This window comes from Kitasatospora sp. NPDC091335 (assembly GCF_044757205.1).
Taxonomy (GTDB): domain Bacteria; phylum Actinomycetota; class Actinomycetes; order Streptomycetales; family Streptomycetaceae; genus Kitasatospora.
Window position 1 is genome coordinate 217,498 of record NZ_JBIVUM010000003.1, and the last position, 12,690, is coordinate 230,187.

The 12,690-nt window shown below is 73.8% G+C and carries 9 protein-coding genes; 4 read left to right on the plus strand and 5 right to left on the minus strand.

The features are described 5' to 3' along the window. Positions 1 to 163 precede the first annotated feature (163 nt). Genes ACIQOW_RS09615 through ACIQOW_RS09635 form a run of 5 tightly spaced genes read right to left on the minus strand, consistent with a single transcriptional unit; the run spans position 164 to position 7,434 of the window. The gene (locus tag ACIQOW_RS09615; RefSeq protein ID WP_401081871.1) at positions 164 to 2,353 is read right to left on the minus strand and encodes an MGH1-like glycoside hydrolase domain-containing protein; all 2,190 of its coding nucleotides are present in this window, start codon (positions 2,351 to 2,353) and stop codon (positions 164 to 166) included. Beyond that, a complete protein-coding gene (locus ACIQOW_RS09620) occupies positions 2,350 to 4,374 on the minus strand; it encodes a beta-galactosidase (RefSeq protein ID WP_401081874.1) in 2,025 nt (674 codons plus the stop codon). Before ACIQOW_RS09620 ends, ACIQOW_RS09615 begins: the two co-directional genes overlap by 4 nt. A 2-nt stretch (positions 4,375 to 4,376) precedes the next feature. Then, on the minus strand, positions 4,377 to 5,213 hold the full coding sequence (locus ACIQOW_RS09625) for a carbohydrate ABC transporter permease (RefSeq protein ID WP_401081877.1): 837 nt from the start codon (positions 5,211 to 5,213) through the stop codon (positions 4,377 to 4,379). After that, positions 5,210 to 6,151: a carbohydrate ABC transporter permease gene (locus tag ACIQOW_RS09630; protein WP_401081879.1), complete on the minus strand. Its 942-nt coding sequence runs from the start codon at positions 6,149 to 6,151 to the stop codon at positions 5,210 to 5,212. The genes ACIQOW_RS09625 and ACIQOW_RS09630 overlap by 4 nt, the downstream gene beginning before the upstream one ends. 11 nt (positions 6,152 to 6,162) lie before the next feature. Further along, a complete protein-coding gene (locus ACIQOW_RS09635) occupies positions 6,163 to 7,434 on the minus strand; it encodes an ABC transporter substrate-binding protein (protein WP_401081882.1) in 1,272 nt (423 codons plus the stop codon). A 216-nt stretch (positions 7,435 to 7,650) separates the two neighbouring features. Between ACIQOW_RS09635 and gcvPA the strand changes: the two genes are divergently transcribed. Genes gcvPA through ACIQOW_RS09655 form a run of 4 tightly spaced genes read left to right on the plus strand, consistent with a single transcriptional unit; the run spans position 7,651 to position 12,614 of the window. Next, positions 7,651 to 9,009: an aminomethyl-transferring glycine dehydrogenase subunit GcvPA gene (gene gcvPA / locus ACIQOW_RS09640; protein ID WP_401081885.1), complete on the plus strand. Its 1,359-nt coding sequence runs from the start codon at positions 7,651 to 7,653 to the stop codon at positions 9,007 to 9,009. Beyond that, a complete protein-coding gene (gcvPB, locus tag ACIQOW_RS09645; RefSeq protein WP_401081887.1) occupies positions 9,006 to 10,604 on the plus strand; it encodes an aminomethyl-transferring glycine dehydrogenase subunit GcvPB in 1,599 nt (532 codons plus the stop codon). The genes gcvPA and gcvPB overlap by 4 nt, the downstream gene beginning before the upstream one ends. Continuing rightward, positions 10,601 to 11,845, plus strand: coding sequence for an ATP-NAD kinase family protein (locus ACIQOW_RS09650; protein WP_401081890.1), 1,245 nt, complete (start codon positions 10,601 to 10,603; stop codon positions 11,843 to 11,845). Before gcvPB ends, ACIQOW_RS09650 begins: the two co-directional genes overlap by 4 nt. 22 nt (positions 11,846 to 11,867) lie before the next feature. Then, complete coding sequence (locus tag ACIQOW_RS09655; RefSeq protein ID WP_401081893.1) at positions 11,868 to 12,614, plus strand: SDR family NAD(P)-dependent oxidoreductase; 747 nt, start codon at positions 11,868 to 11,870, stop codon at positions 12,612 to 12,614. Positions 12,615 to 12,690: the final 76 nt, after the last annotated feature.

Consider the following 12,690-nt stretch of genomic DNA (forward strand, 5'->3'; position numbering starts at 1 on the left):
CCCGATCATGCCTGGTCGGAGGGCCCGGAGCCAAAGCCGCTCGACAACGCCTCCAGGCCCGTTCCACCATGCCCCGATCACGCCTGGCCGGCGGGCCGGAGCCGAAGCCGCCGGGCAGCGCCTCCGGGCCCGCCTCCGGCCCCCGCCGTCGAGCCGGGGCCGCTCAGCCGCGCAGCAGCGGCAGCAGCAGTGCCGCCGACCAGCTGAAGTTGGCCGAACTGCGCCCCTCCCCGGTCAGCGGGTCGTAGTTCTCCCGCACCGGGCCGTCCCCGGTCAACCCGGCGGCGGTGGCCAGCAGCCGCTCGACCGTCCGCCGGGCGTCCTGCTCCCAGCCGTAGCGGCGCAGCCCCTCGACGGCGAAGTAGGTCTGGTCGAGCCAGGCCAGGCCGCGCCAGTAGCCGGCCGGGTCGAAGGACGGCGAGCTGCGGGCCACCGTCGGGAAGGGCATCGCGGTGCCGAACTCCGCCGGGTCGAGCAGCAGCCGGCGCACGGTGCGGGCCTGGGCGGCGGTGGCGGTGCCGGACCACAGCGGGATCGCGCCCTCGATGCCGCGGCCCCTGGCGGTGAGCCGGGCGCCGGTGGCGAGCGCGGTGTCGTGGAACCAGCCGGTGGCCGGGTCGTACATGGTGTCCCGCACGGCGGCGTCGATCCGTTCCGCCCGGGTGCGCAGCCGCTGGGCTCCGGCCCGGTCGCCGAGTTCGGCGGCGATCAGCGCCAGGTGGCGGTGGTCGGCGGCCAGATAGGCGTTGAGGTCGACCGAGCGCTGGTCGAGCGACCAGCCGAGCAGCGTCCCGTCCGCGCCCCGGTTGGGGACCACGGTGGCGGCGTCGAAGCGCGGGGCGTTGTCCATGCCGGACTCCCAGGCCGCCGCCTCCACGCAGGCCTCGGCCGTGTCGTTGGCCGGGTCCACGGTGGCGCCGTACTCGCACAAGCCCTCGCCGAGGTGGTCCCTGGTGCGGTACCACCAGTCCTGGTAGGCGGTCAGCTTGGGCAGCAGCTCGCGCAGGAAGGCGCGGTCGCCGCTGCGCCGGTAGACCTCCCAGACCGCCCAGGAGGCCAGTGGGGGCTTGGAGTTGCGCTCGTTCCAGTTGCCGCCGCCGGTGCCGGGGTCGTTGTAGAAGACGCAGTCGGGGACCATGCCGGCGTCCTGCGGGCGCCCGGCCGCGCCCGCAGGGACCTGGTGGTCGAACACCGCCCGAATCTGGTCGGCGGCCAGGCCGGGCGCGAAGGCCGCGGTGCCGGCGGCCTGTTTCCAGGTGTCCCAGGCCCACACCCCGCTGAACCACTTGTAGGACAGGGTGGGGGTGACGGCGTCGTGCCGGATCCGCCCGGCCGGGCTGCGCCAGTTGGTGACCAGGGTCTGTACGCACTTGACGGCGGTGCGGCGGCGGGCGGCCGGGACGCCCTCGGTGGCCCGGGTGACGTACCCCTGCCAGCGGGCGGTGCCCTCCGCCGCGACCCGCTCCGGGGCGCGCAGCGCGGTCTCGGCCTCCGCCGCGGCCCGGGCGTACTCGGCCTCGGTGAAGGTGTAGCTCTCGGTCCAGTCCAGGCTGCGGGTCTCCCCCGACGCCAGCCGTACCGGCTCGGCGAGTTCGGTGCGGTGGTCGTCGCCGTCGACGCTCAGCACGACCCGGACGGGCCGGGCGTGGCGGACGGCGAAGCGCTCGGTGCCGTCGGTGAGGTAGTCCCAGGTCTGCCGGACCTTCGCGAAGCGCACCTCCACGCCGCGTTCGGCGGCGGCCAGCGTCGGCGCCTCGCGCTGCGGTCCGCCGGCGGGGCGCAGCAGCCGGCCGGTCCAGGCGGCGGTCAGGGTCCGGACGGCCGGGCCGGTGTTGGCGAGCCGGGCCCGGAGCAGGGCGGTGCGGGGGCCGGCGAAGCGCAGGTCCAGGGTGAGGGTGAGGCCGGCGCCGAGGTCGTGGGTGAGCCGTAACAGGCCGGGCAGCGAGGTGCCGCGTACGGGTGCGCCGGCGGTGAGGTCGAGGGGCCGGCCCTGTTCGGTGAGCTGGAGGCGGGTCAGGCCGTCGCTGAGCCACCAGGGGTACTCCTGCGCGAGGTACAGCGGGCCGGTGAAGCCACCCTGGGGATCGGCCGGGCGGGGCAGGGCGTAGGCGTGCCAGGCGCCGAGGTCGGCGAAGACGGTGATCGGGTTGTTGCCGCGGGCGTCGCCGGGGTAGGCCTGGGCGGGGGTGCCGTGCAGGTCGAGGACGTCGGCGTAGCGCTCGTCGGGCCGTGCGGCCTCGTCCGGGGCGTCCGTGTGGGCGTCCGCGTGGGCGTCCGGGGCGGCGGCGAGGGTGCCGGCCGTGGCGAGGGCGGCGGAGCCGGCCAGGAAGTGGCGGCGGGACAGCGGGTTCATGCGCGCTCCTGGGCGGCAGCGGGGAGTCGGAGGACGGCGGCGCCGAGCGGTGCGAGGGTGACGGCGTCGGCCGCTTCGGCGCCGGTGAGCAGGTCGGTGCCGGGCGTGCGGAGCGGGACGCGGTGTTCGTCCGGGCCGTGGTTGAGCAGGAAGAGGTAGCCGGTGCCGTCGACGGCGTGCCGGCGGGTGGCCTCGACGCCGTCGGGCAGGCCGGGCAGTTCGGGGCCCACTCCGGCTTCGGCGAGCGCCAGGTCGAGCACCGGGCCGACGTCGGCGCCGAGGTGGCAGCTCAGGTACCAGGCGCTGCCGGCGCCGAGCCGGTTGCGGGTGACGGCCGGACGGCCGGCCAGCGTGCCGGAGTGGTAGCGGGCGACGGTCTCGGCGCGCTCGGTCTCGATCCACTCGCTCCAGCGTTCGGCGCGCAGGTCCGTACCGTTCAGGCGCACGGCGGTGGTCGCGCCGTCGGGGATCGGCCAGTGCTCGTCCACCACGATCCCGAGCAGTTCGCGCAGCGGGCCCGGGTGGCCGCCGGGGTGGATGTGGTCGTGCCGGTCGGTGATGCCGCTGAACGGGCCGCAGACCAGCCGGCCGCCGTCCCGTACGTAGGCGGTGAGCCGGTCGGCGGTGGCGGTGTCGAGCAGGTAGAGGTTGGGGGCGAGCAGCAGCGGGTAGCCGTCGGGCTCGGCCGTGGGCGGGAGGAAGTCGACGGTGATGCCGCGCTCGTACAGCGCCGCGTACCAGGGGCGGAGCAGTTCGGGCCAGCGCATCCGGGCGGAGGGGTGGTCGTCCAGTTCGAGGGCCCACCAGCTGTCCCAGTCGAGCAGCACGGCGGCCTGTCCGCGCAGCCGGCTGCCGGCGACCTCGCCCAGCCGGCCCAGTTCGGCGCCGAGGCCGACGGTCTCCTGCCAGCCGCGCGAGGCGGTGCCGCGGTGCGGGAGCATCGCGCTGTGGAACTTCTCGGCTCCGGCGACCGAGGCGCGCCACTGGAAGTGCAGCACCCCGTCGGCGCCGCGGGCCAGGGCCTGGAGTGACCAGAGCCGGTAGAGGCCGGGGGGCTTGGGCAGGTTGACCGGACGCCAGCTGACGGCGGAGGGGGCCTGTTCCATCAGCAGCCAGGGGCGGCCGCCCTTGAGCGAGCGCATCAGGTCGTAGTTCATCGCGGCGTTGACGTGGGCGCGCGGGTCTGCCGGGTCGGGGTAGGCGTCGTCGGAGACGAGGTCCTCGTGCCGGCTCCACTCCCAGTAGTCGAGGGCCTTGAGCATCGACATGAAGTTGGTGGTCACCGGGACGCCGGGTGAGACCTCGTCCAGGACGGCCTTCTCGGCGCGGTGCAGGGCGAGCAGCGCGTCCGAGCAGAACCGGCGCCAGTCCAGCAGCTGGGTCGGGTTGACCGGTCCCGGTGCGGTGCGCGGCGGTTCGATCTGCGCGAAGGAGTCGTAGTGCTGGGACCAGAAGGCGGTGCCCCAGGAGCGGTTCAACTCCTCGATGGTGCCGTGCCGTTCGCGCAGCCAGCGGCGGAAGTCGGCGGCCGAGGCGGGGCAGAAGCACTCCTCGACGTGGTCGGCGTACTCGTTGTGGATGTGCCACAGGGCGAGCGCGGGGTGGTGGCGGTAGCGCTCGGCGAGGGTCCGGGTGAGCCGGACGGCGGCCTGCCGGTAGGCGGGTGAGGAGGGGCAGTAGTGCTGGCGCGAGCCGAACTCCAGGCGTACGCCGTCGGCGGTGACGGGCAGCGACTCGGGGTGGGCGCGGACCAGCCAGGCGGGCGGGGAGGCGGTGGCGGTGGCCAGGTCGACGGCGATGCCGTGCCGGTGGACCAGGTCGAGCAGGCGGTCCAGCCAGCAGAAGTCCCAGTTGTCGGGGCCGGGTTGGAGGCGGGCCCAGGAGAAGATGCCGACGGTGACCAGGTTGACCCCGGCCTCGGCCATCAGCTTCACGTCCTCGGCCCACACCTGCTCGGGCCACTGCTCGGGGTTCCAGTCCCCGCCGTACAGCAGTCCCGGCACCCGGGTGAGGCGGTCCATGGTCATCCTTTCAGCGCCCCGCCCAGCAGACCGGCCACGAACTGCCGCTGGAAGACCAGGAAGAGCACCATCAGCGGGAGCGTGGCCAGGAAGGAGCCGAGCATCAGGCCGGAGTAGTCGACGTGGGTCAGCCCGGTCAGCGTGTTGAGCGCGACCGGCACGGTGTACTTGTCCTCGGTGTTGAGCATCAGCAGCGGCCAGATGAAGCTGTTCCACTGCCCCATGAAGGTGAAGATCACCAGTGCGCCCAGCTGTGGCCGTACGCACGGCAGGACGACCTGGTAGAAGGTGCGCAGTTCGCCGGAGCCGTCGATCCTGGCGGACTCCAGCAGTTCGTCGGGGAAGTCCAGGAAGCCCTGGCGCATCAGCAGGATGCCGAAGGAGTTGGCCAGGAAGGGCACGATGACGGCCTGGTAGCTGTCGATCCAGCCGAGGCCGGCCATCATCTGGAACAGCGGGACCAGCAGCACCTGGAGGGGGATCATCATGGTGGCCAGCACCAGGCCGAGCAGCAGTCCGCGGCCGCGGAAGCGGTACTTGGCGAGCCCGTAGCCGCACATCGCGGACAGCAGCGCGCTGAGCGCGGTGTGGACGACGGCGATCCCGAGGCTGTTGAGCAGCACCCGGCCGAAGCCGATGGTCTCCTGGAGGTGGACCAGGTTGCGCAGCAGGTTCCCGCCGGGCAGGAACGGCGGCGGCGAGTGGAACAGTTCGGAGCTGCTGTGGGTGCCGGCGATCACCATCCAGGCGAAGGGCAGCAGGCTGAGGACGGCGCCGAGGGTGAGGACGGCGAGGACGGCGGTGCGGCCGGCCCTGGCGAGCGCTGGTGGACGGCTCATCGGCGCCGGTCCCTTCCGTAGAGCCGGAACTGGAGCAGGGAGACGGCCGCGATGATCAGCACGACGACCCAGGCGATGGCGGCGGCGTAGCCGAAGTCGAGCTGCTGGAAGCCGACCTTGTAGAGGTAGACCACCGGGGTGAGCGTCGCGTCGCCGGGGCCGCCGCGGGTCAGGACGTAGTTCTCGTCGAAGAGTTGCAGGGTGCCGATGGTGGAGGTGATGACGCAGAACAGCACCACCGGGCGCAGCTGGGGCAGGATCACGCTGGTGTAGGTGCGGACGGTGCCGGCGCCGTCGAGGGCGGCGGCCTCGTACTGGTCGCGGCCGATGGCGTGGAGTCCGGCGAGCAGGATGACGGCGTTGTAGCCGGTCCACCGCCAGGTGACCGAGCCGATCAGTGAGATGCGGGCCCAGGTGGGCGAGTTGAGCCAGTCGACCGGGCCGAGGCCGAGGGCCTGGAGGAACTGGTTGGCGAGGCCGCCGTCGGTGCGCAGCAGGACCTGGAAGACCACCGCGTAGGCCACCAGGGTGGTGATCGCGGGCAGGAAGAAGACCGCCCGCCAGCCGGCCCGGAGGCGCAGCCAGGACTGGTTGAGCAGGACGGCGAGCACCAGGGCGAGGCCGATCATCACCGGGACCTGGACGGCGAGGATCAGGCCGGTGTTGACGAGGGAGTGCAGGAAGGCCGGGTCGTGCAGCATGCGCCGGTACTGGTCGAGGCCGACCCAGACGTCGACGCCGTCGCGGCGGGCGGTGAAGCTCTGGTAGAGGCTGGCGCCGAGGGGGTAGGCGAAGAAGGCGACGAAGAGCGCGGTCGTGGGACCGGCGAACAGCCAGGCCGCGGCCGCGGTGCGTGGGGAGCGCCGGCGGCGGGCGGGGGCGGCCGGGGCCTGGGCCGGGGCCGCCGGTTTGCGCGGGGAGGCCGGAGGACTGGTCATCGGGCCCGCCCCTACGCGACCGGCCGGCGGCCGGTCGCGGTGGCGATCTGGCGGGCGGCGGAGCGCAGTACGGTGCCGGGGTCGGCTCCGTTGTGCAGCACCTGGTTGACGGCGGTGGTGACGATGTCGCCGGCCTTGGAGTCGTCGGCGGTGTACTCGACGGTGGGGATGGCGCGGGCGAGTCCGGCGAACAGCTGCATGGCCGGCTGGCCGCCGTAGTAGGGGGCGGGCTGCTGGAAGTACGGGTCGTCCAGGGCGGGGAGGTAGGCGGGGAAGAGCCCTTCGTGCTGCATCATCGAGGCCTGGTTGGCCTTGTCGGCGAGCAGGAAGGAGAGGAAGGCCCAGGCGGTCTCGGGGTTCCTGCTCTGCGCGGGGACGCACAGGGTGGAGCCGCCGCTGTTGGAGGTGCGGGTGCCGCCGGGGGTGAAGGCGGGCAGCGGGACGACGCCGAACTTGCCGCTGAGGTCGGTCATTTCGGCGGTGAGGGTGCCGTCCCACCAGGCGGCGGTGGGGATGGTGGCGGCCTTGCCGTCGTGGGTGGCGGAGACGAGTCCGTCCCAGCCGTTCTCGAAGTCCACCAGGTCGCGGTCGACGAGCTGTTTGAGCAGGGTGAGCGCGCGTTCGGCGGCGGGGGTGGCGACGGCGGCCTTGCCGTCGGTGAACCAGCGCTGGCCCTGCTGCTGGAGGAGCATCGCGAAGAGGCTGTCCTCCTTGGCGTCCAGGGTGAGCAGTTTCCTTCCGGTGGCGGCCTTGAGGGTGGTGCCGGCGGTGAGGTAGTCGTCCCAGGTGTTCAGGCCGGCCGGGTCGACGCCGGCCTGCCGGAACAGGTCGCGCCGGTAGAACAGGGCGCACGGCCCGCTGTCCCAGGGCAGGGCGAAGACCCGGCCCCTGGCGTCCGTCACGGTGCGCCAGGAGGCTTCCGGGTACTGGGACTTGAGGGTCCCGGCGCGGCCGGTGAGGTCGACCAGGGCGTTCGGGAAGTTGCCGATGTAGGTGGGGAGTTTGTGGCCCTCGATGGTGAGGATGTCGGGCAGTCCGCTGCCGGCGCCGAGCCCGACGGTGATCTTGTCGTAGGCGTTGTCGTAGCCGATGTCCACCACGTCGACGGTGGTGCCGGGGTGGGCCTGTTCGAAGACCTTGCCGAGCCGCTGCATGGCCTTGGCGGCGACGTCCCAGGACCAGATGGTGACCTTGCCGGCGAGGGTGGCGCCCGGGCTGCCCGCGAGCTGCTTGGCGCTGGCGCCGCCGGTTCCGCCGGTCGCGCAGCCGGTGGCACCGGTCAACAGCAGTGCGCCGCCGGCGAGTCCGGCACGGAGGAGTCGGCGACGCCCTGGATCTTCCGCCGATTCTCCCTGGCCAAGGGCGAGTTGGGAATGTTTTCTGTGCCGGGTTTCTGCGGACATCTTGCCTCCCGACTGGTGAATGCCGAATGCTGTATACAGAACTCAGCATTCACAACCCCGTCAAGGCTTGTGACTGAAATCGCGGAAGGTGCCAGGATGAGCACACGCGTCCCCCGAACCCACCCGTACATCCCCAACTCCGCCCCGGAGGTGAGGAATTCGATGCTCGCGGCGGTCGGCGCCCGGGACGTCGAGGAGTTCTACGCCGACATCCCCGCCGCCCTCCGGCTGGACCGCCCGCTGCGGCTGCCCGCGGCGCTCGGCTCCGAGGCCCGGCTGGCCGCCCACCTGGAGGAACTGCTCTCCCGCAACACCGCCGTCCCGCCCGGCCGCAGCTTCCTCGGCGCCGGCTGCTACCGCCACCACGTGCCCGCCGTCGTGGACGAGATCGTCAACCGCAGCGAGTTCCTCACCGCCTACGCGGGCGAGCCGTACGAGGACCACGGCCGCTTCCAGGCACTGTGGGAGTACCAGTCGCTGATGGCCGAGCTGCTCGCCGTCGACGTCGTCAACGTGCCGACGTACGACGGGTTCCAGGCCGCCGCGACCGCGCTGCGGATGGCCGGACGGGCCACCGGCCGGCGCCGGCTGGTGCTGGTCGGCGCGATCGACCCGGACCGGATCTCCCGGATCCGCGACTACGTCCGGGGCGTCCACGACCTCGTCCTCGTCCCGGCCGAGCCCGCCGCCGTCCGCGCCGCGCTCGCCGAGGGCGACGCGGCCGCCGTCTACGCCCAACTCACCGACCACCGAGGCCGGGTGGACCAGGAGCTGCCGCAGTACGTCGAACTCGCCCACCGGGCCGGGGCGCTGGCCGTCGTCCACGCCAACCCGCTCAGCCTCGGCGTGCTCACCCCGCCCGCCGACCTCGGCGCCGACCTCACCTGCGGCGAACTCCAGCCGCTCGGCATCCACCCGAGCTTCGGCGGCGGCAACGCCGGCTTCATCGGCAGCCCCGACGACGAGCGCCTCGTCGCCGAGTACCCGAGCCGGCTGTTCGGCCTCGTCCCCACCGACGTCCCCGGCGAGTACGGCTTCGGCGACGTCGCGTACGAGCGCACCTCCTTCGCGCTGCGCGAGGAGGGCAAGGAGTGGGTCGGCACCGCCGCCGCCCTGCACGGCATCGCCGCCGGGGTCTACCTCGCACTGATGGGCCCGCACGGCATGCGCGAGATCGGCACCACGATCCTCGCCAACACCGCCTACGCCCGGCAGCGCCTCGCCGCCGTCCCCGGCGTCGAACCGGCCGACCCCGAGGCCGTGCACTTCGCCGACTTCACCGTCCGCTACACCGGCGATCGCACCGCCGCCGAGATCGCCGACGCCCTGCTCGCCCTCGGCCTGCACGGCGGCACCCCGGCCGCGGCCGACGAGGGCCGCTACTGCGTGACCGAGCTGCACACCAAAGCCGACATCGACCGCCTCGCCGACGCGCTTGAGGAGACCGTGAAGTGACGAATCATCAGGCAAACGGCTCCGTAGATCCGCGAGTCGCCCCCAAGCCCGCCCTGCGCCGCTTCCACCAGGCCCGCTGGGACGAGAAGCTGATCTTCGAACTGGGCACCCCCGGCGAGCGCGGCGTCCTGCCCCCGCTGCCCGAACCCGCCGTCACCGCCGCCGTCGGCGACCCCGCCGAACGGCTGCCCGCCGCGCTGCGCCGCGCGACACCGCCCGCCCTGCCCGAACTCGGCCAGCAGCAGGTGCTCCGGCACTACCTGCGGCTCTCCCAGGAGAACCTCGGCGCCGACCTCAACGTGGACGTCGGCCAGGGCACCTGCACCATGAAGTACAGCCCCAAGGTCAACGACACCTTCGTCCGCGACCCCCGGATCGCCGCCCTGCACCCGGCCCAGGACGCCTCCACCGTCCAGGGCGTCCTCGAACTCGTCCACCGTCTGGAGCAGTTGCTCAGGGAGATCTCCGGCATGGACCGGGTCTGCCTCCAGCCCGGCGCGGGCTCGGCGGCGATCTGGACCAACGTCTCGGTGATCCGCGCCCACCACGCCGCCCGCGGCGAGGCGCAGCAGCGCGACGAGGTCATCACCACCGCCTTCTCCCACCCCTCCAACGCCGCCTGCGCCAAGACCGCCGGCTTCCGGGTGATCACCCTGCACCCGGACGCCGACGGCTACCCCGACATCGAGGCGCTGCGCGCCGCCGTCGGCCCGCGCACCGCCGCCCTCCTCATCACCAACCCCGAGGACACCGGCATCTACAACCCCCGGATCGCCGAGTTCGTCCGGATCATCCACGAGGCCGGCGGCCTGTGCGCCTACGACCAGGCCAACGCCAACGGCATCCTCGGCATCACCCGGGCCCGCGAAGCCGGCTTCGACCTCTGCCACTTCAACCTGCACAAGACCTTCTCCACCCCGCACGCCTGCGGCGGCCCGGCGGCCGGTGCCTGCGGCGTCACCGCGGAGCTGGCGCCCTACCTGCCGAGCCCCACCGTCGAGTTCGACGGCGAGCGGTACGTCCTGGACGACGACCGGCCGGACTCGGTCGGCAAGATCCGCCCCTACCTGGGCGTCGTGCCGAACCTGGTGCGCGCCTACGCCTGGATCACGGCCCTGGGCGCCGAGGGGCTGCGCGAGGTCGCCGAGACCGCCGTGCTCAACAACAACTACCTGCTGCACCGGGTCCGGCAGATCCGCGGCGTCTCCGTCCCGTACGCCGAGGGGCGCCCCCGGGTCGAACAGGTCCGCTACAGCTGGCAGCAGCTCGCCGAGGACACCGGCCTGCACAGCGAGGACCTCGGCTACCGCGCCGCCGACTTCGGCACCCACTACTGGACCAGCCACCACCCGTACGTCGTCCCCGAGCCGATGACGCTGGAGCCCACCGAGTCCTACTCCCGCGCCGACCTGGACGAGTACGCGGCGATCCTGGCCGAGGTCGCCCGCGAGGCGTACGAGGACCCGGACACCGTCCGCACCGCCCCGCACCGCTCCACCGTGCACCGGATCCGGCACGAGCCGCTGGACGACCCGGCGGTCTGGGCGGTCAGCTGGCGCGCCTACCGCCGCAAGGTCCTGGGCGAGCAGCCGTGACGTCTCCCCCGGCCGGGCCCCGGACCGGACCCGGGGCCGAGCAGGACCCGCCCCGCAACGGGCCCGGGGCCGAGCAGGGCCGGCCCCGGATCGGGCTCGTGGTCAACCCGGTCGCCGGGATCGGCGGCCGGGTCGGCCTCAAGGGCAGCGACGGCGCCGAGATCCAGCGGCGCGCGCTGGACCTCGGCGCCCGCCCCGAGGCGCTCGAACGGGCCGTGCTGACGCTGCGCCACCTCCCGCCGGACGTGGAGCTGATCACCGCCGACGGCCCGATGGGCGCCGAGGCCGCCCTGGCGGCCGGCCGGCCCGCCCGGATCGTGCACCGGCCCACCACGGCGGACACCACCGCCACCGACACCCGCGCCGCGGTGCGCACCCTGGTCGCGGCCGGCGCCGGACTGCTGCTCTTCTGCGGCGGCGACGGCACCGCCCGCGACGTGCTGGACGCGCTCGGCCCCGAACCCCGACTGCCGGTGCTCGGCATCCCCGCCGGGGTCAAGATGCACTCCGCCGTGTTCGCCGTCCACCCCAGGGCCGCCGCCGAGGTGGCGGCGGCCTGGGCGGCCGGCCGGGGAGTGCGCCTGGAACCCGCCGAGGTGGTGGACCGCGACGAGGCCGCACTGCGGGCCGGCCGGGTCTCCGCCCGGCTGTACGGCCGGCTCACCGTCCCGGTCCTGCCCGCCCGGGTGCAGCAGCGCAAGACCGGCAGCTCCGGGCCCGCCCCGGGAACGCCGGCCGGCATCGCCGCCGAGGTCGCCGAACGGGTCGGCCCCGGCGGGCTGCTGCTCCTCGGCCCCGGCAGCACCACCTACGCGGTGGCCACCGCACTCGGCGCCCCCTGCACCAGCCTCACCGGGGTCGACCTGCTGCGGCTCGGCCCCGAGGGCGCCCTCGGCCCCGGCCACGCCGACGGCCTCGCCACCGCCGCCCGCCTGCTGATCCGCGACGCCCGGGCCGACCAGCTGCACGCCCTGCCCACAACGCCGTTCATCGCCCTCTCCCCCATCGGCGGCCAGGGCTTCCTGCTCGGCCGCGGAAACCAGCAGCTCACCCCCGAACTGCTGCGCGCCACGGGCCGGGAACGGCTGCTGGTCCTCGCCACCGAGGCCAAGCTCGCCGCCCTGGCCGGCCGCCCCCTCCTGCTCGACACCGGCGACCCCGACCTGGACGACGCCCTCTCCGGCCACGTCCGGGTGATCACCGGCCGCCGCTCCGGCGCCGTCTACCGCCTCTCCGCCTGACCCCTGCAGAGGAGTTACCCCCATGATCGACCTGCACGGCAAGCGCGCCATCGTCACCGGCGCCGCCTCCGGCATCGGCCGCGCCACCGCCGGCCTCCTCGCCGAACTCGGCGCGGCCGTCGTCCTCCTCGACCTCGACACCGAACGCGGCGAACAGGCCGCCAAGGACATCGGCGGCACCTTCGTCCGCTGCGACGTCTCACAGCGCGCCGACTGCGACCACGCCGTGCGCAGCACCGTCGCGCGACACGGCGGCGTGGACGTGCTGTTCAACAACGCGGGCATCATCCGCCGCTCCACCGTCACCGAGATCAGCGACGAGGACTGGGACCTGGTGATGGCCCTCAACGTCCGCTCGATCATGCTGCTCAGCGGACTGGTCGTCCCGCTGATGGCCGCGAACGGCGGCGGCAGCATCGTCAACACCGGCTCCGGCTGGGGCATCAGGGGCGGCGGCCGGGCCATCTCCTACTGCGCCTCCAAGGGCGCCGTGGTCAACATGACCAGGGCCATGGCCATCGACCACGGCCCCGACAACATCCGGGTCAACTGCGTCTGCCCCGGCGACACCGACACCGGCATGCTCGCCGACGAAGCCCGCCAGCTCGGCGCGAACCCGGACGCCTTCTACACCGACGCCGCCGACCGCCCGCTCGGCCGGATCGGCCGGCCCCGGGACATCGCCCAGACCGTCGCCTTCCTGGCCAGCGACGCCGCCGCCTTCGTCAGCGGCGCCGTCATCGCCGTGGACGGTGCCGGCACCGCCTGAGCCGCCCCCTCGTACCCGGCCCCGGGCGCCCGAGCACAACTGCCGGTCGCCCGGCCGGTACGCTACCGACCGAGAA